This window comes from Nonomuraea sp. 3N208, from assembly GCF_052245935.1.
GTDB lineage: Bacteria > Actinomycetota > Actinomycetes > Streptosporangiales > Streptosporangiaceae > Nonomuraea.
On sequence record NZ_JBQQBR010000019.1, the window covers coordinates 114,563 to 138,829 of the forward strand.

21 protein-coding genes are annotated in these 24,267 nt (G+C 70.5%); 15 read left to right on the forward strand and 6 right to left on the reverse strand.

The features are described 5' to 3' along the window. Nucleotides 1-5: 5 nt before the first annotated feature. Nucleotides 6-1,466, reverse strand: a complete 1,461-nt coding sequence (locus ACTWPT_RS28150; RefSeq protein WP_443180476.1) for a multicopper oxidase family protein — start codon at nucleotides 1,464-1,466, stop codon at nucleotides 6-8. Beyond that, nucleotides 1,463-1,855, reverse strand: coding sequence for a hypothetical protein (locus ACTWPT_RS28155; RefSeq protein WP_443180477.1), 393 nt, complete (start codon nucleotides 1,853-1,855; stop codon nucleotides 1,463-1,465). The genes ACTWPT_RS28150 and ACTWPT_RS28155 overlap by 4 nt, the downstream gene beginning before the upstream one ends. Nucleotides 1,856-2,108: 253 nt before the next feature. On the opposite strand from ACTWPT_RS28155, the gene ACTWPT_RS28160 reads away from it, so the two are divergent. The 8 genes from ACTWPT_RS28160 (at nucleotide 2,109) to ACTWPT_RS28195 (ending at nucleotide 10,765) form a co-directional block, all read left to right on the forward strand. Further along, the gene (locus ACTWPT_RS28160; protein ID WP_443180478.1) at nucleotides 2,109-3,260 is read left to right on the forward strand and encodes a sensor histidine kinase; all 1,152 of its coding nucleotides are present in this window, start codon (nucleotides 2,109-2,111) and stop codon (nucleotides 3,258-3,260) included. Beyond that, the gene (locus ACTWPT_RS28165) at nucleotides 3,257-3,916 is read left to right on the forward strand and encodes a response regulator (protein ID WP_443180479.1); all 660 of its coding nucleotides are present in this window, start codon (nucleotides 3,257-3,259) and stop codon (nucleotides 3,914-3,916) included. Before ACTWPT_RS28160 ends, ACTWPT_RS28165 begins: the two co-directional genes overlap by 4 nt. A gap of 19 nt (nucleotides 3,917-3,935) precedes the next feature. Further along, a complete protein-coding gene (locus tag ACTWPT_RS28170) occupies nucleotides 3,936-4,535 on the forward strand; it encodes a sulfite oxidase-like oxidoreductase (protein ID WP_443180480.1) in 600 nt (199 codons plus the stop codon). Continuing rightward, nucleotides 4,536-5,264, forward strand: a complete 729-nt coding sequence (locus ACTWPT_RS28175; RefSeq protein WP_443180481.1) for a ferredoxin reductase — start codon at nucleotides 4,536-4,538, stop codon at nucleotides 5,262-5,264. It abuts the gene before it with no gap. Between the two features lies 1 nt (nucleotide 5,265). Next, the gene (locus tag ACTWPT_RS28180) at nucleotides 5,266-5,535 is read left to right on the forward strand and encodes a DUF6510 family protein (protein WP_443180482.1); all 270 of its coding nucleotides are present in this window, start codon (nucleotides 5,266-5,268) and stop codon (nucleotides 5,533-5,535) included. A 149-nt stretch (nucleotides 5,536-5,684) separates the two neighbouring features. Further along, a complete protein-coding gene (locus ACTWPT_RS28185; protein ID WP_443180483.1) occupies nucleotides 5,685-7,094 on the forward strand; it encodes an LCP family protein in 1,410 nt (469 codons plus the stop codon). A 36-nt stretch (nucleotides 7,095-7,130) separates the two neighbouring features. Next, on the forward strand, nucleotides 7,131-9,809 hold the full coding sequence (locus tag ACTWPT_RS28190) for a LuxR C-terminal-related transcriptional regulator (RefSeq protein WP_443180484.1): 2,679 nt from the start codon (nucleotides 7,131-7,133) through the stop codon (nucleotides 9,807-9,809). A 65-nt stretch (nucleotides 9,810-9,874) separates the two neighbouring features. Further along, nucleotides 9,875-10,765: an alpha/beta fold hydrolase gene (locus ACTWPT_RS28195; protein ID WP_443180485.1), complete on the forward strand. Its 891-nt coding sequence runs from the start codon at nucleotides 9,875-9,877 to the stop codon at nucleotides 10,763-10,765. Between the two features lie 6 nt (nucleotides 10,766-10,771). Here the strand turns inward: ACTWPT_RS28195 and ACTWPT_RS28200 are convergent, their stop codons facing one another. Then, nucleotides 10,772-11,368 carry a TetR/AcrR family transcriptional regulator gene (locus ACTWPT_RS28200; protein WP_443180486.1) on the reverse strand — a complete coding sequence of 199 codons (597 nt, stop codon included), beginning with the start codon at nucleotides 11,366-11,368 and terminating at the stop codon, nucleotides 10,772-10,774. A gap of 67 nt (nucleotides 11,369-11,435) precedes the next feature. Here ACTWPT_RS28200 and ACTWPT_RS28205 point away from each other — a divergent pair, with 67 nt between their 5' ends. Further along, nucleotides 11,436-12,722: a cytochrome P450 gene (locus tag ACTWPT_RS28205; RefSeq protein ID WP_443180487.1), complete on the forward strand. Its 1,287-nt coding sequence runs from the start codon at nucleotides 11,436-11,438 to the stop codon at nucleotides 12,720-12,722. Here ACTWPT_RS28205 and ACTWPT_RS28210 read toward each other — a convergent pair. After that, entirely contained in the window at nucleotides 12,685-12,855 is a 171-nt protein-coding gene (locus tag ACTWPT_RS28210; RefSeq protein ID WP_443180488.1) for a DUF3073 domain-containing protein, read from the reverse strand. The two genes, ACTWPT_RS28205 and ACTWPT_RS28210, sit on opposite strands and share 38 nt — an antisense overlap. Before the next feature lie 87 nt (nucleotides 12,856-12,942). Here ACTWPT_RS28210 and ACTWPT_RS28215 point away from each other — a divergent pair, with 87 nt between their 5' ends. From ACTWPT_RS28215 to ACTWPT_RS28225, 3 genes are all read left to right on the forward strand, one after another. Further along, nucleotides 12,943-13,275: an ArsR/SmtB family transcription factor gene (locus tag ACTWPT_RS28215; protein WP_020542962.1), complete on the forward strand. Its 333-nt coding sequence runs from the start codon at nucleotides 12,943-12,945 to the stop codon at nucleotides 13,273-13,275. 144 nt (nucleotides 13,276-13,419) lie between these two features. Next, nucleotides 13,420-14,298 (forward strand): 1,4-dihydroxy-2-naphthoyl-CoA synthase, encoded by an 879-nt coding sequence (locus ACTWPT_RS28220; RefSeq protein WP_443180489.1) that lies wholly within the window; start codon nucleotides 13,420-13,422, stop codon nucleotides 14,296-14,298. Continuing rightward, nucleotides 14,298-15,212 (forward strand): aminoglycoside phosphotransferase family protein, encoded by a 915-nt coding sequence (locus ACTWPT_RS28225; RefSeq protein WP_443180490.1) that lies wholly within the window; start codon nucleotides 14,298-14,300, stop codon nucleotides 15,210-15,212. The genes ACTWPT_RS28220 and ACTWPT_RS28225 overlap by 1 nt, the downstream gene beginning before the upstream one ends. Here the strand turns inward: ACTWPT_RS28225 and ACTWPT_RS28230 are convergent. Then, nucleotides 15,202-16,113: an NADP-dependent oxidoreductase gene (locus tag ACTWPT_RS28230; protein ID WP_443180573.1), complete on the reverse strand. Its 912-nt coding sequence runs from the start codon at nucleotides 16,111-16,113 to the stop codon at nucleotides 15,202-15,204. The two genes, ACTWPT_RS28225 and ACTWPT_RS28230, sit on opposite strands and share 11 nt — an antisense overlap. A 145-nt stretch (nucleotides 16,114-16,258) precedes the next feature. On the opposite strand from ACTWPT_RS28230, the gene ACTWPT_RS28235 reads away from it, so the two are divergent. Genes ACTWPT_RS28235 through ACTWPT_RS28245 form a run of 3 tightly spaced genes read left to right on the forward strand, consistent with a single transcriptional unit; the run spans nucleotide 16,259 to nucleotide 23,801 of the window. Further along, nucleotides 16,259-16,810, forward strand: a complete 552-nt coding sequence (locus ACTWPT_RS28235; protein ID WP_443180491.1) for a hypothetical protein — start codon at nucleotides 16,259-16,261, stop codon at nucleotides 16,808-16,810. Then, nucleotides 16,810-18,903 (forward strand): flotillin family protein, encoded by a 2,094-nt coding sequence (locus ACTWPT_RS28240; RefSeq protein ID WP_443180492.1) that lies wholly within the window; start codon nucleotides 16,810-16,812, stop codon nucleotides 18,901-18,903. Before ACTWPT_RS28235 ends, ACTWPT_RS28240 begins: the two co-directional genes overlap by 1 nt. Before the next feature lie 56 nt (nucleotides 18,904-18,959). Continuing rightward, on the forward strand, nucleotides 18,960-23,801 hold the full coding sequence (locus ACTWPT_RS28245) for a DNA repair ATPase (protein WP_443180493.1): 4,842 nt from the start codon (nucleotides 18,960-18,962) through the stop codon (nucleotides 23,799-23,801). Here ACTWPT_RS28245 and ACTWPT_RS28250 read toward each other — a convergent pair. Continuing rightward, nucleotides 23,798-24,223, reverse strand: a complete 426-nt coding sequence (locus ACTWPT_RS28250; RefSeq protein WP_443180494.1) for a MarR family winged helix-turn-helix transcriptional regulator — start codon at nucleotides 24,221-24,223, stop codon at nucleotides 23,798-23,800. The two genes, ACTWPT_RS28245 and ACTWPT_RS28250, sit on opposite strands and share 4 nt — an antisense overlap. Nucleotides 24,224-24,267 lie beyond the last annotated feature (44 nt).

Sequence of the window (24,267 nt, forward strand, 5' to 3'; positions counted from 1 at the left end):
CCCCTTCATACGACTTCGAAACTGGCCATCATCGCCATGTCCTCGTGCTCGAGGTTGTGGCAGTGCAGGACGTAACGGCCCCGGTAGCCGGTGAACCGGGTGACGATCTCGACCGTCTGCGCGTCGCGCAGCTCGACGGTGTCCTTCCACTCCGGCGGTCCGGCTGGTCGCTCACCGTTGACCGACAAGACCTGGAAGTGGTCGAGGTGCAGGTGCACCGGGTGCGCCACGTCGCTGGTCAGCCGCCAGATCTCGACGTCGCCGAGCTTGGGCCTGGCCTCCATGCGCTTCGGGTCGAACGGCCGGCCGTTGATCAGCCAGCCGGTGCCGCCGTGCATGCTGCCACTGCTGAACTCGAAGTCCCGCGTCACCGTGGCCTTGCCCGGGTCGAGCGCTTCGACGGTGGACAGCCGCTGCGGCACGGCCGAGTCGTCGGCCTCGTCGCGGTCCACCGCGAACCGCATCACCCGCGCCTGCGCGCCCTCCCCCGCCAGGTTCCGCAGCTCGACGTATTGGCCGAGCTTGTAGGCGGAGAAGTCGACGACCACGTCCGCGCGCTCTCCCGGCGACAGGCGGATCTGCCGCACCGTACGCGGCGCGCTCAGCAGCCCGCCGTCGCTGCCGATCTGGATCATCGGCCCGCCGGTGGCCAGTTCGTACGCCCGCGCGTTGGAGCCGTTGCACAATCGCAGCCGGTAACGGGCCCTGGCCACCCGCAGCTCCGGCCACGGCGCCCCGTTCACCAGGATCACGTCGCCGAGCACGCCGCCCATGTACCCCTCCTGAACCCCCGGCCGGTCGCCCAGCGCCGGGTACAGCAGGTTGCCGTCGGCGGCGAACGACCGGTCGCAGATCAGCAGCGGCAGGTCGCGTTCCCCGGCGGGCAGCGGCAGCGCCTCCTCCTCGGCGTCGCGTACCAGGAACATGCCAGCCAGCCCGCGCCAGACCTGCGGCCCGGTGTAGTCCATGCGGTGGTCGTGGTACCAGAGCGTGGCGGCCCGCTGCTCCAGCGGGAACACGTACTCGCGCGCGGCCCCCGGCGCCACCAGGTCCGTCGGGAAGCCGTCGGACTCGGGCGGCGTGTGCCCGCCGTGCAGATGCAGGACGGTCGGGGCGCCGAGCTGGTTGATCAGCTTCACGACCGTTTTGCGGCCGCTGCGCGCCACGATGGTCGGCCCGGGGAACTGGCCGCCATATCCCCATATCTGGGTACGCAGCCCGGGTAGCACCTCCACGTCGGCCGCCTGCTCGGCCAGCTCGTAGAAGTCGGCCCCGCCGGCGCTGCGTACCGGCTTGGCGACTTCGGGGACCGGCAGCGGCACCACGTACGGCTTGGGCAGCGGCGCCGCGCCGACCAGGAGCTGCGGCTGCGGGGTGCCGGCGAGCAGCGAGCAGCCCGGCACCGCGGCCACCGCCACCGCGCCGAGCCCGAGCAGGCGCAGCGCGTCACGTCTGGTCGGGTTCATGCCCGGCCCGGCCTGGCCAGGACCCTGCTGAGCTGCATCACGCCGCCGCCGAACAGCAGCACGCCGAGCGGCAGGTGAACGGTCTTCACGTGCGCGATACCGAGGATCGCCGCCACGATCGTGAACACCAGAAGCCCCGCGGCCGGGGCGATGAACCGCGCCGACGCGCCGCCTGGCCTCCAGACCAGGATCGCCATGATCAGGTGGAGGAGGCCGATGACGACCAGGACGACCCCGGAGAGCATATGCAAGGCCCGGCCGCCGGGCGTGGACAACAACATTCCGGCCGTCACCGCCTGGAACAGCAGCGCGACGACGTGCAGGACCACCACGGCCCGCAGCGCCTGCATGGTCCAGGAAGGGGCGGCGACGTGCTGCTGTACGGTCATGATCTTTCTCCTGTGGGTGCTCGGGTGATGGGTCTCGGCTTGTTCCGTGGCGGTGATCGCACCGAAGGCGAACAGCCTTCGTGTCCATATCCGCACATGGTGGTGTTCCGGCCGGTCAGCGGTCGTCGTGCACGGGGATGCTTCTGCCGTACGCCCACCGGATCAGCATCTTCGTGACTACTTCGCCGGGAGTAGTGACGGAATACGCCCTCCAAGGGAGGATCGTCCGGAGAAAAGGCCCTAATCTGCAGGAATGAGCTCTCTGGACCGATGGCGGCCGCTCGCCATGGACGGCGCGCTCGCCGCGGTGGTGGCCGCCCTGCTGTCGGTCGTCGTGGCCGGTACGCCGCACGCGGGCGCGCTCGACTTCGCGGCCGCACTCATCGGGTCGTTCTCGCTCGTCGCCTGGCGCCGGGCGCCGCTCGTGCCCCTGGTCGTCAGCACAGCCTGCATGCTCGTCGTCGCGGTGCACGCGCAGCCGGGCCCGCCGGCCGGCTTTGCCGTGCTGGTGTCGGTGTTCGGCGCGGTCAGGGCCGGCCATCGGCTGCCCGCAGTGCTGGCGAGCGTGGTGTTCCTGGGCGTCACCCTGGCGGTGAACCTGCCCAACGCCGATGGGAGCGGCGAGAACCTCCAGAGCACGTCCATGTTCGTCGGCTGGTTCCTGGCGGCCGGCGTGGCGGGGACGGTGACCAGGCACCGGCAGGCGTACCTGGAGCAGGCCGAGCAGCGCGCCGCCGAGGCCGAGCGCACCCGCGAGGAGGCGGCCCGGCGCCGCGCGGGCGAGGAGCGCCTGCGCATCGCCAGGGAGCTGCACGACTCGCTCACCCACAGCATCTCGGTCATCAAGGTCCAGGCGGGGGTCGCCGTCCACTTGGCGCGCAAACGCGGCGAGGAGGTGCCCGCGTCGCTGCTGGCCATCCAGGAGGCCAGCGGCGACGCAATGCGGGAGCTGCGTGCCACGCTGGAGGTGCTGCGCGACTCCGCCGGCGAGCCCTCGGCCAGCGGCCTCGACCGGCTGGACGACCTGGTGGAGCGGGCCTGCTCGACCGGGCTTCAGGCCACGGTGACGATCTCTGGGGTACGCCGGGAGCTGCCTGCCGAAGTGGACCGGGCCGCGTACCGCATCGTCCAGGAGGCGCTCACCAATGTCTCCAGGCACGCCGGCGGCGCCACGGCCGCGGTCCGCATCGACTACGCGGATGCGGAGCTGGTCGTGCAGGTGGACGACGACGGCCAGGCTGACCCGGATGCCCCGCCCGTGCCCGGCGTGGGCCTGCTCGGCATGCGCGAGCGGGTCACGGCACTCGGCGGCCGGCTGCGGGCCGAGCCCCGCCCCGAGGGCGGCTTCACCGTACGCGCCGAGCTTCCGCTGAAGGAGACGTCAAAGTTGGAAGAGGCATCGTGATCCGCGTGCTGCTCGTGGACGACCAGGCGCTCATCCGCGGCGGCTTCCGAGCCCTGCTGGAGGTCGAGGACGACATCGAGGTGGTGGCCGAGGCGGGGAACGGCGAGCAGGCCGTCGCCCTCGCCCTGGAACACCGGCCCGACGTGGCCCTCCTCGACATTCAGATGCCGGTGATGGACGGCATCGAGGCCACCCGGCGCATCGCCGCCGATGAGCGGCTGGCCGACGTCCACGTCGTGATCCTCACCAACTACGGCCTCGACGAGTACGTCTTCAACGCGCTCCGCGCCGGGGCCTGCGGCTTCCTGGTCAAGGACACCGAGCCCGCCGACCTGCTGCAAGGCGTCCGGGTCGCGGCCCGCGGCGACGCGCTGCTCTCCCCCGCGATCACCCGCAGGCTGATCGGCGAGTACGTCGCCCGCCGCCCCGAGCCGGCGCCCGAGGGCCTGGACGTGCTCACCAACCGCGAGCGCGAGGTCACCGCGCTGGTGGCCCGCGGCCTGTCCAACGACGAGATCGCCGCCCACATGGTGATCAGCCCGACGACCGCGAAGACGCACGTCAGCAGGGCGATGATCAAGCTACGGGCACGCGATCGGGCACAACTCGTGGTGTTCGCGTACGAGTCGGGCCTCGTCGCTCCCCGGCGGAGCTGATCACATGATGGAATGAGGCGTGAGCATCGTTTCGCGCGGCTTCCGCGGAAGGCGCAGAGAGGGCGGCGACCGGCTGCCGCCCGGCCAATACCTGGTCGAGGACTTCCCGGTGTTGTCGGCCGGGCCGACGCCTCGGGTCCCGCTCGACCGGTGGGAGTTCGCCATCGACACCGAGGCCGAGCAGACCCACCGCTGGTCGTGGCAGGAGTTCATGGCGCTGCCCAGGCAGACGCCGACAGCCGACATCCACTGCGTCACCAAGTGGACCAAGCTCGGCACCACCTGGGAGGGCGTCTCCCTGGACGTGTTCTTCGAGGATGTCGAGACCGCCGCCGAATACGCGCTGGTCTACTCCTATGGCGGCTACACCACGAACCTGCCGCTTGAGGACCTGCTCGACGGCAAGGCGTGGATCGTGCACAGCTTCGACGGCGAGGAGCTGGCGCCACAGCACGGCGGCCCGGCCCGGCTGATCGTGCCGCACCTGTACTTCTGGAAGTCCGCCAAGTGGGTGCGCGGCATCCGGCTGCTCAACGAGGACTGGCCCGGCTTCTGGGAGACCGCCGGATACCACAACTACGGCGATCCGTGGCGCGAGCAGCGCTACGAGGGCGACTAGGTGCGCCGCCGCCTGACCTGGCAGGCCGCCCGCCTGCGCGAGGTCCGCGACGAGACCGCCACCGCCCGCACGCTGGTGTTCGACGTGCCCGGCTGGCCGGGGCACCTGGCGGGGCAGCACGTGGACGTGCGGCTGACGGCCGACGACGGCTACACCGCGCAACGCAGCTACTCGCTGGCCGCGCCCGCCGACGGCGACCGCATCGAGCTGACCGTGGAGGCCGTGCCCGACGGTGAGGTCTCGCCATACCTGACCGAGGTGGTCGAGCCTGGCGACCAAATCGAGATCCGCGGCCCGGTGGGCGGCTGGTTCGTGTGGCAGCCGGCGAGCAAGGCGCCGGTGGTGCTGGTCGGCGGCGGGTCCGGGATCGTGCCGTTGATGGCGATGATCAGGGCGCGCCGGCAGGCAGGCAGCAGCGTGCCGTTCCGCCTGCTCTACTCGCTCCGCGACCAGGACCGCCGCTACTACGCCCCCGAGTTGCGGCAGCCCGAGCCCGGGCTGGACGTCGCCTACCTCTACACCAGGGCCACGCCACCCGGCGCGGCCCGCCCGGCCGGGCGGATCACCCTGGCCGACCTGGCCGAGGGCGGCTGGCCGGCCGACTTCGAGCCGGACTGCTACGTGTGCGGGCCGACCGGCTTCGTGGAAGCGGCCGCCGACCTGCTGCTGACGCTCGGGCACCCGCCGGAGCGGATCAGAACCGAACGATTCGGCCCGACCGGAGACTGACATGACTCACTTGGATGGCAATGCCCTGGCCGGGCCGCTCGGCGAGATCTTCGCCGTGGACGTCACCGCCGCCACCGGCCGCTGCGCGAACTGCGGACTGGCCGGCCCCATCGCCGCGCTCCACGTGTACGGCCCCGAGCCCGGCCTGGTCGCCCGCTGCCCGGGCTGCGAGGAGGTGGTGCTGAGACTGGTACGCGGCCCCGGCACGGCCTGGCTGGACGTGCGCGGCGCCGTCTCGCTCCGCCTGGACGTCCCTGACGGACCGTCATGAACCTCCACCTGGACGTTCACGACTGACCCATCGCTCAGCATGAGCATGCCCGACTGAGTACACTCGGGCTCGTTCCACGGCCGAGATCTGTTACGGCGAGGCTCTTGGCCAGGGGCGGCGGCCCTTCGGCCCCGTCCTTTGGGAGGCACGTGAGCGGCGGGCTTGTCGACGCCCCACCCTCCGATCCTGGCGCGCCGCCACGACGTCGGAAGCGGCCCTGGCTGCGCTGGGTGGTCGCGGTCGCGGTGACCCTCGTCCTCCTGGTCGCGGGCGTCGTGGTAGGCGTCCTCGTCAAGCTGAACGGCAACATCAAGCACGAGGACGTCACCGCCGAGGATCTCGGCGCGACCCGCCCGCCCAAGGTCGCGGGCACCGCGATGAACATCCTGGTGGTCGGCTCCGACCAGCGCACCGGCAAGAACGCCAAATACGGCCGCCGCGTCACGGGCGAGCGCACCGACACGATCATGCTGGTGCACGTCTCGTCCCGGCGCGACAACGCCATGGTGATCAGCTTCCCGCGCGACTCGCTGGTCCAGTTGCCCGCCTGCCGGGCCGTCGGCGGCCACCCAGGGCAGCGGCCGCACCTCGGCATGATCAACGAGTCGTTCAACTACGGCGGCATCGCCTGCACCTGGAAGACGATCGAGACGCTGACCCACATCCACATCGACCACTTCGTCAAGGTGGACTTCACCGGCTTCAAGAGCATGGTGGACGCCGTGGGCGGCGTAGAGGTCTGCCTGCCGCAGCGTGTGGACGACAAGAAGGCGCTGCTGCACCTGCCGGCCGGGCGGCAGACGCTCAACGGCGAGCAGGCACTGGGGTACGTACGCGCCCGCTACAGCCTGGGCGACGGCTCCGACATCGGGCGCATCCAGCGGCAGCAGATGTTCATCGCCTCCATGGTCAAGAAGGCGATGAGCGGCGAGACGCTCACCGACCCGGCCAAGCTCCTGGCCATCCTCGATGCCGCCACGAAGGCGGTGACCACCGACCGCGGCCTGTCCCCGGGCGTCATGAAGGACCTGGCCACCAGCCTCCAGGGCCTGGACGCCGGGAAGATCCGCTTCATCACCACGCCGTGGCATTACTCACTCACCCAGCCCGGCCGGGTCGAGTGGGTGAAGTCGCAGGCGGGGCGGCTGTTCCAGATCGTGGCCAGGGACGAGAGCGTCGAAGGCATCAAGGGCGGCCAGGCCAAGGTGGGCCGCTCCAAGATCCAGATCGAGCTCCGCAACGGCACCTGGCGCAGCGGGCTCGGCACCGAGGTGGCGGCCTTCCTGGAACAGCGCGGCTACCACATCACCAAGATCGGGGATTCAGCCAGCAAACCACAGCAGAAGACCACGATCCTGTACGGGCCGAACGGCGAGACCCGCGTACCCACCCTGACCGGCGACCTGCTCACCGCCGCGCCCAGGCAGGTCGCGAGGGCGCAGACGAACCGGCTGGTGCTCGTGATCGGCGACGACTGGAAAGGTCTGAAGCCGCTCCGCTCCGACGACACCGAGTCGATCAAGGGCTTCGACGCCACCCACGACTCCTGCGCTGCCTGACGGCGTCCCGTACGTCTCCCTATACAGTCACCTTTCGTGCTGTACGGGAGAGTTGCGGAGATCGCCGCCATCGAGACCCTGCTCGCTTCGGCCCGCGCCGGCGAAGGGCGCGCCCTGGCACTTCGCGGTGAGGCCGGCGTCGGCAAGTCGGCCCTCCTGGACTTGGCCGCGTCCCTGGCCGCCCACCAGCACGGCCAGGCGGATGCCAGACCGATGCGGGTGTTGCGGGTGAGCGGGATCGAGTCGGAGTCCGACCTGGCCTTCGCCGCGCTGCACCAGCTGCTCCATCCGGTGACGGGGCTGCTGGACGAGCTCCCGGGGCCACAGCGCGACGCGCTCTCCGGTGCGCTGGGCCTGGCCGCCGCGCCTGCCGGGGACCGTTTCCTGGTGTCGGCGGGCGTGCTGTCGCTCCTGGCCGAGGCCGCGGCGCCGGACGGGCTGCTGTGCCTGGTCGACGACGTGCAATGGTTCGATCGGGCCTCGGCGGATGCGCTGCTGTTCGCGGCGAGGCGGCTGCGGACCGAGGGCGTCGCGATGCTCCTGGCCGTACGCGGGGACTCCGTCATGAAGGGCGTGCCAGAACTGCGGGTCGGCGGGCTCGACGAGGAGAGCTCCGGGCGGCTCCTCGACGCCGCCGTCACCGTCGCTCCCGAGGTCAGGACGCGGCTGGCGGCCCTGACCGGCGGCAACCCGCTCATTCTCGGCGAGACCGCCGCCTCACTGTCGCCTGAGCAGCTCGCCGGGCGCGCGCCGTTGCCGGATCCGCTACCGGGCGGGGAGCAGCTGTTCGGCGAGCAGGTGGCCCGGGTGTCCGCGCGGGCACGCCGCCTCCTGCTGCTGGCCTCGTTGGAGAGCGAGCTCGCCCTGGTTCTGCGTGCCGCCACCCACCCCGCCGCCTCCTGGCCGGACACGGCCGAGGAGCCGGGAGCCGATGGGGTGCTGCACGAGGTGGAGGCGGCTGGGCTGGTGACGGTGTCCGGCGGACTGGTCAGGTTCCGGCATCCGCTCGTCAGGTCTGCCGTGCACGCCGCCGCCACCTCCGTACAGGTCCGCTCCGCGCACGCCGCCCTGGCCGAGCTCGTGGACGACGACCGGCGCGCCCTGCACTTGGCCGCCGCGACGGTCGGCAGGGACGAGACGGTGGCCGCCGAGCTGGCGGCCACCGCCGAGCGGGCACGGGCCAGGGGCGGGTACGGCGACGCCGCGACGACCCTCGCCCGAGCGGCCGAGCTCACCCCCGACCCGCTCCTCAGAGCGGAACGCCTGAAGGATGCCGCCACCGCCGCCTGGCTCGGCGGCCGCCCCGGCCAGGCCCAAACCCACCTCGCCGAGGCCCGCGAACTCGCCGCAGCCCATCGGCCGGGTGGCCGGCTGCTGGAGGAGATCGCGCAGCTGCGTGGACGCTTCGAGTTGAACTCCGGCGATGCCGCTGAGGCGGTCCGGATCCTGGCGGCGGGCGAGAGCATCGGGATGCTGGCCGACGCCTCCGAGGCCGCGAGCTACGTGGGCGACGTGCGGGCCATCGTGGAGCTGGGACGGCGGGCCAGGGCACACCCGCCCGGCTTCCTGAGAGACGTGGTGGCCGGGATCGGCGCCATGCTGGACGACGGCACCGGCGGGGAGCTGCTGCGCGGGGCGCTGGCCCGGGCCGGCGAGCTGACCGTGGCGGCGGAGCTGCTGTGGGCATCCGCGGCGGCCAGCTACCTCGGGGAGGCCGATGTGTCCGCGGAGCTCGTCGAGCGGGCCGGGCGCGCCGCCAGGGTGTCGGGGATGGTGGGGCAGCTGCCGGTCGTGCTGGAGTTCGTCGCGACGGCCGAGCGGATCAAGGGCAGGCTCGCCGAGAGCGCGGCCATCGCGGAGGAGGGCCTGGAGCTGGCACGCGAGGCCGGGTACACCAACTCGGTAGCCGCCCACCTGGCGAACCTGGCCGTGGTGTCGGCCCTGCGGGGCGAGGAGGAGCAGTGCCGCCGCCAGGCCGAGGAGGCGCTGGCCATCGCGATCCCGCACCGCATCGGCCTGCGCGCGGGCGTGGCCGCGTACGCGCTGGCGATGCTGGACCTGGGCCTAGGACGGTACGCGGCGGCGCACGCCCGGTTCACGGCGATCACCACGGCCGGTCCTGGGGCAGGTAACCCGACGGTGGTCTGGCGCTCGACGCCCGACCGGGTGGAGGCCGCCGTGGCGGCCGGCGAGCACGAGGCAGCCCGGGAGGCGCTGGCCGCGTACGAGAGATGGGCCGCCCACGCCACCACGGACGAGTCGATGGCGCTGCTGGCCCGCTGCCGTGCCCTGCTCGGCGGCGAGAGCGGCCTGTTCGAGGAGGCGCTGCGGCGGCATGGGGAGCCGTTCGAGCAGGCGCGTACCGCGCTGCTATACGGCGAGCGCCTGCGCCGCACGCAGGCCCTCGGCCAGGCGCGGCAGCACCTCCGCTCGGCGTTGGAGACGTTCGAACGGTTGGGCGCCGCACCGTGGGCCCGGCGGGCGCAGGGCGAGCTGCGGGCCGCGGGCGAGGCCGCGGCCCAGCCAGAGAGCGACGCGCCGGCCGTGCTGACCCCGCAGGAGCTGCGGATCGCGCGGCTGGTGGCGGAGGGGGTGTCCAGCAAGGAGGTCGCGGCCCGGCTGTTCCTCAGCCCTCGCACCGTCGAGTACCACCTCTACAAGATCTATCCCAAGCTCGGCATCACGAGCCGTACTGAACTGGCCCGGCTGCTCTGAAGGCCAGTAGTACTACTGAAGGCATCCGTAGCCGGCCAGGGCAGGCTTGAGCCATGCAAACGAACATGATCAACATTGACGGCGTGGAGCTCTGGACCGAGGAGTTCGGAGACGTCACGCACCCGCCGATCCTGCTGGTGATGGGGTCGATGACGCAGGGGATCCTGTGGCCGGACGAGTTCGTCGGGCGGCTGGCCGCGGCCGGTCGCCGGGTCATCAGGTACGACCACCGCGACACCGGCAAATCGGCCACCTTCGACTTCGAGCAGCAGCCGTACACGTGGCACGACATCAAGGACGACGTGCTGCGCGTGATGGACGCCTATGGGCTGGACAGCGCGCACCTCGTCTGCCACTCGGCAGGCGGGCTGCTCGGTCAGTTGATCGCCGTCGAGCACCCGGAGCGGGTGCGCACGCTCACCGTGATCGGCTCCTCGCCGCTGGGCGGGCGCGAGGGCGAGGTGCTCATGCGGGCGCTCACCGGGCAGCCGCAGCCCGAGGGGAGCCTGCCGCCGCCCCGGCCGGAGTTCGTGGAGTTCTTCACGAAGATGATCGCCACACCGCCGCCGGCCGACCGGCGCGAGCAGGTGGCGCGCATGATCGAGGAGGCGCGGGTGCTGCACGGCACCGCGCTGCCGTTCGACGAGGACGCGGAGCGGCGGCTGCAGGAGCGGGTGCTGGAGCGGGCCCGCGACCTGTCGGCCCTGGTCAATCACCGCCTGGCGCATGCCGCCTGCCCTGACTTCGAGCCGGCGGACGACGTGCTGGGCGGGGTGAAGGCGCCGACACTGGTCGTCGAGGGCACGCACGAGCCGGTCAAGCCCGGCCACGGCGCGATCATCGCCGAGCGGATCCCGGGGGCTGAGCTGCTGATGATAGACGGGATGGGGCACATGCTGCCGCCCCAGGCGTACGAGGAGCTGGCCACGGCCATCCTCCGCCACACAGCACGGTAGGCCGGGCTAGGCGATGAACTGCGAGAGGGCGGCGAGCGCGTCCACGACCTGGCGGGCGTCGGGCGTGCTCGCCGGGTCGAGCAGCCACTGCAGCATGAGCCCGTCCGCGATCGCCACCAGCACCGACACCAGGATCTCGGGCGACATCGGCGGCTCGACGCCGAGCTGCGCGGCGGCCCGCCTCATCATGTCGGCGCCCGTCTGCCGCGACCGGGCGTAGGCCTCGGCCAGCTTCTCCCGCAGCACGGGCTCGCGCAGCGCCGCCGGGTAACCCTCGACGCACAGGATGAGCTGCGGCCGCAGCTCCTCGAACACGTCGACCAGCGCGATCATCGCGCGCTCCAGCATCTCCCTGGGGCTGCCGAGCTCGGCGCCGAACAACGACTGCTCGACGTGCGCGGTCCACTGGTCGAACACGCCGGCTATGGCCTCGTTGAGCAGCGCTTCCTTGCCGCCGAAGTGGTAGCCGATGGAGGCCAGGTTGGTGCCGGAGGCGGCGACCAGGTCTCGTGCGGTGGTGCGGGCATAGCCCTTCTCCTGCAGGCATGCCACCGCGCCCGCCAGCAACTTGTCCCGGTATCCACCGGCCTCTGTTCTCGCCACGGAATCCATGCTACAGATGTATACAAGCGTCTATGACATACGTACATCTACTTAGGAGGCGCAAGCCATGCTCCCTCCAGGACCGAAGCTTCCGTCGCTGGTGCAGACCGCGTGGTTCATGCGGGACTCGCCCGGCATGATGGAAAGCCTGCACCGCAGGTACGGGCCCGTCTTCGCGGTGCGGTTCACGGGATATCCGCCGGAGGTCTACGTGGCCACCGGAGAGTTGGCGGCGCAGGTCTACCAGACCGACCAGGGTGGCGGCCGTGCCGGTGCGGCGCGGCGCGACTTCCTGGAGCACATGGTCGGCGCGCACTCGGTGCTGACACTGGACGGCGACGACTGGTGGCGGCACCGCAAGCTGCTCAACCCGCCGCTGCGGGCCAAGCAGGTCGCCGGTTACCGCGACGAGATCGCCGCGATCGCGGCCGAGAAGATCGCGACCTGGCCGCTGGGCAGGCCGTTGGCGCTCCGCGAACGCATGCAGGACATCACGCTGGAGATCATCATCAGACTGATCTTCGGCATCAGGGACGCCGGGCGAGTGGGCAGGCTGCGTACGCTGCTGCCCGAGCTGATCGAGACCGGCGGGTCGATGCAGACCATCATGATGCCGGAGCGGGCGCGGGCGCTCGCAGCTCTGGCGCCGTTCCTGGCCTACGGGCGGTTCGTCCGGATCCGGGCAGAGGTGGACACGATCCTGTTCGACGAGATCCGCCGCCGGCGCTCGGCCGCCGGAGCCGGCGGAACGGACGTGCTCGGCCGGCTGCTCGAGACCGGGCTGGGCGACCAGGAGATCCGCGACGAGCTGATCACCATGCTGATCGCCGGCCACGAGACCACCGCCACCGGCTTGGCCTGGGCCTTCGAGCGGCTCCTGCGCATGCCCGAGATCATGGAACGGCTGCCGGACGACGGGCCCTACCTCGACGCGGTGGTCAAGGAGGTGCTACGCGTCCGGCCCGTCGTCTATGAGGCGCCCCGCCTGCTCGACGCCCCGCTCCGGCTGGGCGACCACGAGATCCCGGCCGGCTGGTACGCCGGACCGTACATCCCTCTCGTGCACCGCGACCCCGAAGCGTTCCCCTCTCCTGAGGAGTTCCGCCCGGAACGCTTCATGGACGGGCACCAGAGCAGGGCCTGGATGCCGTTCGGCGGCGGCCGGCGCTTCTGCGTCGGCGCGCAGCTGGCGCTCCTGGAGATGCGTGTCATCATCCGAGAAGTGCTGCACCGCCTGGAGCTCTCGGCGCCAGATCAGGCGCCGGAGGCCAGGCGGCTGAAGAACGCCACCCTCGCACCCGCGAAGCTGACCCGCGTCATTGCGCGCGCTCGGACTCCTGCTCGGACCCCGTAGACGGGTAGCTCTCCTCGCGCGGCGAGTCGGCACCGAGCTCCTCGCGGAGCCGGTCGTAGTCGATGTTGTGGTTGGTGTACTTCAGCTGGCGAGCGACCTTCGTCTGCTTCGCCTTGGCTCTTCCTCGGCCCATGGCTACTCCCTAGTCCCCGCTGTCATGCTATCCAACAACATAGCGACTTGAAGAATTATGCAACTGCGCTGGATTAGTCTGGGCTATATGCACGTGGAGGTCTATCAGGCCAAGGCCGACTTCTTTCGAACGCTCGGCCACCCCGCTCGCATCAGAGTGTTGGAGCTACTCCAGGAAGGGCCGCTACCCGTCAGGGACCTACTGGCTCAGATCGACATCGAGCCGTCGAGCCTCTCCCAGCAACTCGCGGTCCTGCGCAGGGCGGGCATCGTGAGCGCGATCCGCGAGGGCAGCACGGTGGTCTACACACTGGCCACACCGGAACTGGCGGATCTGCTCGGCGCCGCCCGCCGCATCCTCACCGACATGCTCGCCGACCAAGGCGAGCTGCTCGCCGAATTGCGCGCGGAGGTCACATAGCGAACTTCCGCCGCACGTGCTTGGGACACCACGCCGTGAAGACGGCGGGCACGGCGCACGTGAGCACCTGCGGGGTCTCCCAGACCTCCGGCGGCGTCATCGCGCGGGAGTGGGCCGAAGACCAGATCCATTAGGCTCTCATCCATGGTCTCCGAGCTGTTCGACCCCAAGGCATGGCAGCTGGTCGAGGGATTCGACTTCACCGACATCACCTACCACCGTGCGGTGGACCAGGGCACGGTGCGGATCGCCTTCAACCGCCCCGAGGTGCGCAACGCATTCCGCCCCCAGACCGTGGACGAGCTCTACCGCGCGCTCGACCACGCGCGGCAGACCACCGACGTCGGCTGCGTGCTGCTCACCGGCAACGGCCCATCACCGAAGGACGGCGGCTGGGCCTTCTGCTCTGGCGGCGACCAGCGCATCAGAGGCAAGGACGGCTATCAGTACGCCGACGGCTCGGCCTCGACCGGGCGCCTGCACATCCTGGAGGTGCAGCGCCTGATCCGCTTCATGCCCAAGGTCGTGATCTGCGTGGTGCCGGGCTGGGCGGCCGGCGGCGGCCACAGCCTCCACGTCGTGGCGGACCTCACACTGGCCAGCGAGGAGCACGCCCGCTTCAAGCAGACCGACGCCGACGTGGCGAGCTTCGACGGCGGCTTCGGCTCGGCCTATCTGGCACGGCAGGTCGGCCAGAAGTTCGCCCGTGAGATCTTCTTCCTCGGTGACACCTACACCGCGGCCGATGCCCACCGCATGGGCATGGTCAACGCCGTGGTGCCGCACGCGGAGCTGGAGGCCACGGCCCTGGAGTGGGGCCGCAAGATCAACGGCAAGTCGCCCACGGCGCAGCGCATGCTGAAGTTCGCCTTCAACATGATCGACGACGGTCTGGTGGGGCAGCAGGTGTTCGCGGGCGAGGCGACGCGGCTGGCGTACATGACGGACGAGGCGGCCGAGGGCCGCGACTCGTTCCTGGAGAAGCGCGCCCCCGACTGGTCGCCCTTCCCCTGGCACTACTGATGCGGATCGAGGTCCCGGCGGCCCTGACCGCCTCCCACATCAAGTACGACGGGGAGGCAGGGCGCGCCTGGTCCACCGGGCTGCCCGCGCTGGCCGAGCGCTACCTGGAGGAATGGGAGCTGCGGCTCGACGGCGACCCTGGGCACGGCGTGGTGTCGCTGGTGTTGCCGGTGATCCGCGCGGACGGCACGAAGGCCGCTCTGAAGCTGCAGCCGGTCACCGACGAGAACGCCACCGAGGCGATGGGGCTGCGCGCCTGGGACGGGGACGCGTCGGTACGACTGCTCGACTCCGACCCGGACACCGGCACCCTGCTGCTGGAAAGGCTGCACGCCGACCGCCCTCTTTCGGCCCTGCCCGACGACATCGAGGCGCTGAAGATCCTGACCGAGCTGCTCGCCCGGCTCGTCACCCACCCCCCGCCCGAGGGCATGCGCCGCCTCGGCGACATCGCGCAGGCCATGCTCGATGACGTGGGCGAGGCCCTCACGAAACTGCCGCGCGAGCAGGACCGCCGCTGGCTGCGGTGGTGCGCGGACGCGGTCGCCGAGCTCGTCTCCGAGCCCGGCGACCGGCTGCTGCACTGGGACCTGCACTACGACAACGTGCTGGCCGCCGACCGGGAGCCGTGGCTGGCCATCGACCCCAAGCCGCTGGCCGGCGACCCGGGATTCGACCTCTGTCCCGCCCTGTGGAACCGGTGGGACGACGTGGTCGCCACCGGCGACGTCACGCGGGCGGTGCTCCGCCGCTTCGACCTGATGGTGGACGCGCTCGGCCTCGACCCGCGGCGAGCGGCCGGCTGGACGCTCGGCCGAGTCCTCCAGAACGCCCTGTGGGACGTCGAGGACGGCGAGAACGAGCTCAACGAGATCGGCCTCGCCGTCGCCGAGGCCGTACGCCTCAGATCGTGAGGACGATCTTGCCCTGGCCGTGCCCGGTCTCGATCTCCCGGTGCGCGTCCGCGGCCTCCTCCAGCCGGTACGCCCGCCGCACCGGGAAGCTGAAGCGCCCCTCGGCGTACAACGCGGCGTAGCGCCCGAGCCGCTCGGCCGTCCGTTCGCCCCGGACGAGCTTGACCCCCAACTCGGCCGCCTTGCCGTGCTCGACCAGGGTGACGATCCGCCCCCGGTCGGGCACCAGCTCCAAGGAGACCTCCAGGGCGTGGCCCCCGGCCCCGTCCAGCGCGGCGTCGATCCCGCCCGGCGCGAGCGCGCGGACCCGATCCGCCAGCCCGTCCCCGTAGACGACCGGGATGGCGCCGAGGTCGCGCAGGTAGTCGTGGTTGACCTCGCGGGCGGTGCCGATCACGGTCGCTCCCCGCATCCTGGCGATCTGCACGGCGGCCGTCCCCACGGACCCGGCCGCGCCGTGCACGAGCAGCGTCTCGCCCTCCTTGACGTCGAGCCCGTCCAGGGCCAGCTCGGCCGTCTGCACGCCCGCGGTCAGCCCGCCGGCCACCTCCCACGGCACCCCTGCGGGCTTGGGCGCCACGTTCGCCCCGTTCACCACGATGTACTCGGCGTAGGCATAGAGCGCCGAGAACCCCAGCACCTCGTCCCCGGCCGACACCCCGGTCACGCCTTCGCCCACCTGGTCGACCACACCCGCGAACTCGTTGCCCGGAATGCGCGGGTAAGGGACCTCGTCCAGGTAAGGCGGCAACCAGCCCGCCCGTACGGCCGCGTCGAAGGGCTGCACGCCGGCCGCCCGCACCCGCACGCGTACCTGCCCCGGACCCGCCTGGGGCGCCGGGAGCTCCATCACCTTCAGTACCTCGGGACCACCGGGCTCGGCCAAGGCCGCCGCCCTCATCACTTCGCTCATGCACCCCAGCCTGCTTCCTCAACCATGCTTGAGGTCAAGTGCTCAGACCGTTCGGGAACTTTTACCTTTACTCGCTCTTTATCTCGATATAGTCCGACACGGACATCACACGGGGGATGGGCACCGAGGCGGGATGGGCGAGTTCTTAAGCACCGCGCTGAGCTTTCCGACGGTCATTTTCAGTTTTCTGCTCGTGGTGGTCGCCGGTTATTGGCTGGTCGTCATCACCGGCCTCTTCGAGCTGGACGACGACGCCGCCTGGCTGGGCCTTGGGGGAGTCCCGGCCGGCGTCACGCTCTCGCTGCTGATCGCCCTGGCCTGGCTGCTGTGCCTGATCGGCAGCCAGTTCGCCACTGGCGGCCTGCTGATCGCCGTCCCCTTCGCCGCCGCGGGCGGAGCCTGGCTCGCCACCCGTGGCCTGGTGGTTCCGCTGCGCAGGCTCTTCCCCGACGGGGACAAGCACTCGCGCGGCGACTTCGTCGGCCAGATGTGCGTCATCCGCACCGGCTCGGCCACGCACGACTTCGGCCAGGCCGAGGTCACCGCCGCAGACGGCTCGTCCGCGGTCGTGCAGGTTCGCACGACCGGACAGGACCGCCTCGCGCGCGGCGACAAAGCACTCATCTTCGAATACGACGCAGACGGCGAATTCTTCTGGGTCATGCCCTACGAAAGCGAGCTCTGATGGACGTCATCTCAACCGGCTTCGGCGTTTTCCTCGCCGTCATCCTGATCATCGTGATCGGCATGCTCTTCCTCATCGCCCGGCTTTTCCGCAAGGTCGAGCAGGGCAAGGCGCTGATCGTGTCGAAGGTCAACAAGGTAGACGTGACGTTCACCGGCGCCGTGGTGCTGCCGGTCGTCCACAAGGCCGAGATCATGGACATCTCGGTGAAGACCATTGAGATCGAGCGCACCGGCCGCGAGGGCCTGATCTGCCGGGACAACATCAGGGCCGACATCAAGATCACGTTCTTCGTCCGCGTGAACAAGACCGCCGAGGACGTCATCAAGGTCGCCCAAGCCATCGGCACTGCCAGGGCCAGCGACGAGGGCACGCTGCAGGCACTGTTCAACGCCAAGTTCTCCGAGGCGCTCAAGACGGCCGGCAAGCACCTCGACTTCGTCGATCTCTACACCAAGCGCGACGAGTTCCGCGACGAGATCGTCCGGCTCATCGGCACCGACCTCAACGGCTACAGCCTGGAAGACGCCGCCATCGACTACCTGGAGCAGACCTCGCTGCTCCAGCTCGACAAGAACAACATCCTCGACGCGCAGGGCATCCGCAAGATCACCGAGCTGACGGCCATCGAGCACGTGCGTACCAACGAGTTCCAGCGCCACGAGGAAAAAGAGATCACCCGCCAGAACGTGGACGCCCGCGAGGCCATCCTCGAGCTGCAGCGCCGCCAGGCCGACGCCGAGATGAAGCAGAAGCGCGAGATCGAGACCGTCAAGTCCCGCGAGGAGGCGGAGATCGCCCGCGTGGCGGCCGAGGAGCGGCTGCGCGCCCAGGCCGCCCACATCAAGACCGACGAGCAGCTCGGCGTCCAGCACGAGAACAAGGACCGCGAGATCGCGGTCGCCATGAAGAACCGCGAGCGCGTGATTGCCATCGAGAGCGAGCGCATCGAGAAGGACCGCGTCCTGGAGGTCATCGCCCGCGAGCGGGAGACCGAGCTGTCGCGCATCGCCAAGGACAAGGAAGTCGAGACCGAGAAGCGGACGATCGCCGAGGTCATCCGCGAGCGCATCGTGGTCGACAAGACCGTGGCCGAGCAGGAGGAGGCCATTAAGCGGCTGCGCGTCGTCGAGGAGGCCGAGCGCACCCGCCAGCAGGTCATCATCGCCGCCGAGGCCGAGGCCCAGGAGAACCTGGTCAAGGACATCAAGGCGGCCGAGGCCGCGGAGGCCGCGTCGAAGTTCAAGGCCCGCGAGGAGCTCGTGCTCGCAGAGGCCCGGCAGCAGGCCGCCGAGCTGGAGACCCGGGCCAAGATCCGGCTGGCCGAAGGTGTCCAGGCCGAGTCCGCCGCGGCCGGCCTGGCGCAGATCCAGGTCAAGGAGCGCGACGCCGAAGCCATCGAGAAGGTCGGCCGCGCGGAGGCCGCGGTGCTGAAGGAGAGGCTCGCCGCCGAAGCCGAGGGCGCCAAGGCCATGGCGCTGGTCGAAGGTGATCGGCTCAAGGCTCGGGCCGAAGGCGAGCAGGCGATGGCGCTGGCCGGTGCGGCCGCCGTGGGCGAGAAGCTCAAGGCCGAGGCCGAAGGTCTCACCGAGAAGGCCGCCGCGCTGGCGGCGCTGGACGATGCCAGCAGGGAGCACGAGGAGTACCGCCTGCGCCTGGAGGCCGACAAGGAGATCCGGCTCAAGCAAATCGATGTGTCGCGGCAGGTGGCCGAGTCGCAGGCGAGCGTGCTGGCCGCCGGGCTCTCCAAGGCCAACATCGACATCGTCGGCGGCGACACGATGTTCTTCGACAAGATGGTCGGCTCGATCACCGCGGGCAAGGTGGTCGACGGCTTCGTGGACCACTCGCAGGTGGCCGGGGCGCTCGTCAGGCCGTACGTCAACGGGGAGGCCAGCCTGACGGCCGACCTCGCGAACGTGATCAGCGGCGTGCGTACTGAGGACATCAAGAACCTGACCGTGTCCGCCCTGCTCATGAGGCTCATCCAGGACGGCGGCCCGCAGTCGTCGGCGCTCGGCGAGCTGCTCGAGACGGCCCGCCGCCTCGGCGTGGCCGACTCGCCGGTGGCCGCGCTGGCCGCAGCGAAATGAGCCTTAGCGACAGGAGCCTTGGCGACAGGAACCTTGGCGACAGGAGCCTTGGAGAAATGAGCACGGTGGTCGGAGCTCAGCTGGAGGCGGGAACCTACGAGGTCCTCAGGAACCGCCTCCTGGCCCAGGCCAAGAGCCTCGCGGCGGCGGCCGAGGCGCTCAACGGGGCGCGGCTGAAGGTCTTCGGCGGCGCGGAGCTGCGCCTGCTGGGCACCGAGCGGATCCGCACCGAGAACAACTGCGTCCCCAGGGACATCGTCTCCCTGGGTGACGTGATGTTGTTCGGCTACAACGTCTTCATCGGGCTCAAGCCGGAGACGGCGGTGTCCGACGTGTTCGCGGTGCACCGGTTCTCCAGGGACGGGGACGCCTTCAGGTTCGACGCCGACAAGCTGGAGCCGCTGGAGGACCCCACGTTCAAGAAGGACTTCGCCGAGCTCTACCGGTACTACAAGGAGACAAGACTCCAGCAGCTCAGGCGGGTGGAGGGCAAGCTGCTCGCGGTGTTCCAGACCGGTCCGGCGGACCTGCGGGTGCTGCGCTGGACGGTCGACAACGCCGGCGTCCCGAAATATCTGGACAACAGGGGCGAGCGGGATCACGTCTTCCCGCCGTCGCACGACTTCGAGTGGACGGTCACCACCCGCGACGACCACGTGCTCGGCCGCCACCCGCACATCTCGATCCAAGGGGAGGTGTTCGTCGAGACCGTCGGCGGCGACCTCACCATCAAGATCGAGGACAACACGGAGACCGGCGCCGGCATCTACGCCGAGCCGGTCGCCCAGCCGCTGCAGAGCCTGGCCGACGCCGATGTCGAGTACGCGAGGGTGGGGCCGCTGATCCTCATGCGGATCAGGCCGTACAAGGAGACCGAGTGGCGGCACCTGGTCTTCAACACCCGCACCAAGGCCGTGATCAGGCTGGACGGGATCGGTCAGGCCTGCCAGCGCCTCCCCGAGGACCAGGGCCTGATCTTCCCCGGCGGCTACTACCTGACGACCGGGCTCAGCAAGACGTTCGACACGGACGTGACGGACCTGGAGTTCGAGCGGATGGTCCGCTCGCCCAACGGCGAGGACGTGCTGTACGTCTTCCACTCCAGGGGCGACGGACGCTCGCTGTTGCTGCCGTACAACGTGATCAGGAAGGAGGTGGCCAACCCCATCGTCTGCCACGGGTACTCGCTGTTCGACGACGGCACGATGGTGGTCTTCCGCGCCACCTCCGAGGAGCCCACCCGGGTCCACCCGATGCAGGTCTGGCAGACCCCGTACGTCTCCGACACCTACGCCGCGGCCCAGCCCGCCGGAACCGGCCCCCTGGAGCGCATCGGCAACGCCGAGCTGGTGCGCGGCATCTCCGACTGCCTGTCCGTGTCCCGCATGGTCGAGGAGATGGCGCCGTCGGCCGGCACGTTCGAAGGGCTGATCGCCGCCTGCACGCGCGCCTTCGACTCCTACCACTGGCTCGGCGAGCACGGCCTGCGCGGGCCGCTCGCCGACGTCCGCGCCACCGCCGAGCAGGTCCTCGACGAGTACGAGAACGTCGAACACCTCACCAGGCTGGCCGCCGACACGCTCGCCAAGGCCATGGAGGAGACCACCCAGCTGGTACGCCAGGCGCGTGCCGACAGCCCCGCCACCGCCGACGCCTGGGTGACCATGCTGGCCACGCTCCGCCGCGCCCAGGGCCACCTGGTGACGCTGCGCGAGACCCGCTACATCGACCTGGCCGCGCTGGACACGCTGTCCACCTCCGTGACCGAGGAGGTGTCCGCGACCGGTCGCCGCGCGGTCGCGTTCCTGTCCGGTGAGGACGCGTTCACCTCCTACCACGCGGCCGTCGAGCAGCTCGCCGCCGACGCCGCCGCGATCGCCACGGTCGCCGAGGCCGCTCCCGTCGCCGAGCGGCTGGCCGAGCAGGCGGAAGGCCTGGAGGTGGTCACGGAGGTCGTCGGCTCGCTGGACATCGCCGACGCCACCGTGCGCACGTCCATCCTGGGCCGGATCGCCGAGGTCCTCGGCGGCGTGAACCGGGCCCGCGCCGTACTCGGCGGGCGGCGGCGCGAGCTGCTCGGCACGGAGGGCCGGGCCGCGTTCGCCGCCGAGTTCGCCCTGCTCGGGCAGGCCATCACCGGTGCGCTGGCGGTGGCCGACACCCCCGAGAAGTGCGACGAGCAGCTCGGGCGGCTCATGCTCCAGCTGGAGAACCTGGAGTCGCGCTTCGGCGAATTCGACGACTTCGCCGCGCAGCTGTCGGCCAAGCGGGACGACCTCTACGAGGCGTTCTCCGCCCGCAAGCAGACTCAGCTGGACGAGCTGGCCCGCCGTGCGGACCGGCTCTTCACCTCGGCCGAGCGCGTCCTCGGCAGCATCACCCGCCGGCTCGCGTCGCTGGGCTCGCTGGACGAGGTCAACACGTATTTCGCGACCGACCCGATGGTGGCCAAGGTCCGCTCCGCCGCCGGGGAGCTGCGCTCGCTCGGGGACGCCGTACGGGCCGAGGAGCTGGACGGGCGGGTCAAGTCGGCGCAGCAGGAGGCGGCGCGGGCGCTCCGGGACCGCCTGGACCTGTTCTCCGACGGCGGCGAGACCCTTCGCCTCGGCCACCATCGCTTCGCCGTCAACACCCAGCCCATCGACCTGACGCTGGTGCCGCACGACGGGTCCATGTACTTCGCGATCACAGGCACCGACTACCGCTCCCCTGTGCCGCCTTCCTTTGAGAACACCCGTCCTTTCTGGGACCAGCTCCTGGTCTCGGAGACGCCCGACGTCTACCGCGCCGAACACCTGGCCGCCTCGCTCCTGGACTCCGTCACGTCCGGCGCACCCCTGGCCGACCTGGTGCGTCAGGCCGCAGAGTCCCGGTACGACGAGGGGTACGAACGCGGCGTCCACGACCACGACGCCACCGCCATCCTGGACACGCTGGTGCGGCTCCGCGAGGGTGCCGGACTGCTCCGCTATCCCGCCGAGGTCCGCGCCATGGCCCAGCTCTTCTGGGCGTTCGCGGTCGACGAGGTTTCACGTAAAACATTCGCCACCCGGGCGGTGTCGCTGGTCCGCGCTCGCACGGTCTTCGGCCTCACCCCCGCCCTGGGCTCCCTCGCCTCCGAGCTTGGGGCCCGAATCGGCGCCTTCATGGCCGGCCTCACCACAAATGCGCCGGCCACCACCGACGCGGCGCACCACGCGGCGGAGTTGGCCGGTGAGTATCTCGTTGAGGAGTTGGCCGGCAGCCCCGTAGGGTTCGTGACCAGTAAGGCGGCACGCGACCTCCTGGACGGCTTCCGCCAATCCCTGGGCCCGGTCAAGATGCGCGAGTTCGAGGAAGACCTCAAGGCGCTCCCACTCCCCGAACGCCTGCAACTCGCCCACGCCTGGCTGAGCGCCTACCACCAGGCCCCGGAGACCGCCGAGGCCATCGCCATCGAGCTGTGCGGCGCCGGCCTCCCCCGCCACGACTCCAGCGCGACCACCGCCGAAACCGTGGACGGCCTCCTGGGCACCCACCCCCGTATCCAAGACCGCAAGCTGCACATCCAGCTGGACGAGCTCCTCACCAGAACCCGCGACTTCAGACAGGCCCGGGTCCCGGCCTACCGCGCCTACCAGCGCAGCAGGCACGAGCTCGTCGAGGCCGAAAGAAGCCGCCTCCGCCTGGACGAGTACAAGCCCAAGGTCATGAGCGCCTTCGTCCGCAACCGCCTCCTCGACGAGGTGTACCTGCCGCTGATCGGCGACAACCTGGCCAAACAACTGGGCGCGGCCGGGGCGGGCAAACGCACCGACCAGATGGGCCTCCTGCTGCTCATCTCACCCCCCGGATACGGCAAGACGACCTTGATGGAGTACGTGGCCAGCCGCCTCGGCCTGGTCTTCGTCAAGGTGAACGGCCCGGCGCTGGGCCACGAGGTGACCTCACTCGACCCGGAGGACGCCCCCGACGCGACCGCCAGGCAGGAAGTGGAGAAGATCTCGTTCGCCCTGGAAACGGGCAACAACACCCTGCTCTACCTGGACGACATCCAGCACACGTCCCCCGAGCTCCTGCAGAAGTTCATCTCGCTCTGCGACGCCCAGCGCCGCATCGAGGGTGTGTGGAACGGCCGTACCCGCACCTATGACCTGCGCGGGAAGCGGTTCGCGGTGTGCATGGCGGGCAACCCGTACACCGAGTCCGGCCAGCGCTTTCGCATCCCCGACATGCTCGCCAACCGGGCCGACGTGTGGAACCTGGGTGACGTCCTGTCGGGCAGGGACGAGCTGTTCGCGCTGAGCTACATCGATAACGCCCTCACCTCCAACCCGGTGCTCGCCCCGCTGTCCGGCCGCGACCGCGCGGACGTGGAGCTGCTCGTCCGCCTCGCGAAGGGTGACCCGACGGTCCAGCCGGACCAGCTCAAGCATCCGTACACCAAGCCGGAGCTGGACCAGATCCTCAGCGTCCTGGCGAAGCTGGTCCGGGTGCAGGAGGTCGTCCTGGCCAACAACCAGGCGTACATCGCCTCGGCCGCCCAGTCGGACGCGGCCCGCACCGAGCCGCCGTACCGGCTGCAGGGCTCGTACCGGAACATGAACAAGCTGGCCGAGCGCATCGTGCCCGCGATGAACGACGCCGAGCTGGAAGCGGTGATCGACGACCACTACGTGGGCGAGGCGCAGACGCTCACCACGGACGCCGAGGCCAACCTGCTGAAGCTGGCCGAGTTGCGCGGCCGCCTGTCCCCTGTCCAGGCCCAGCGCTGGGCGGAGATCAAGCGGGCCTACCTCAGGGCCAAGGCGCTCGGTGGCGCGGACGACGACCCGATGGTCCGGGCAGTGGGCGCGATCGGCCTGCTGGCCGACCGGGTGGGCGAGGTCGGCACGGCCATCAGAGAGGCCGACCACTAAGCACCGTCGACCAGCCCTGCCGTGGCTTCGCGTTGCAGGGCGGTCGACCGCGTGAGGTAGTCGAGGATGATTTCGAGCTGCTCGTCCGTGTAGCGCTCGTACAGCTCGGCGAGCGCGGCCACGAACGGCTCGAACAGCTCGCCGAACCCGGCCAGCCGCTCATGGTTGATCTCGACGATGACCCGCCGCCGGTCCTTGGTGTCGCGTATCCGCCGCACCAGCCACTTGCTCTCCAGCCGGTCGATCAGGCCGCTGACCGACGCCGGCGCCAGACCGGTGTGCTGCGCGATCTCGCCGGCCGTCAGCGGGCCGAGGCGTTGCAGCAGGTCGAGGGTCTTCTCCTCGGTCATGCCGAGGCCCAGCCGCTCGCCCATGGCGCTGTGGTACATCACGGCGGCGTTGCTGCTGTCCCGCCCCGCCATGGCAAGCTCCTCGAACAATTTCTTTCGGTGCTCCGAAATACCTC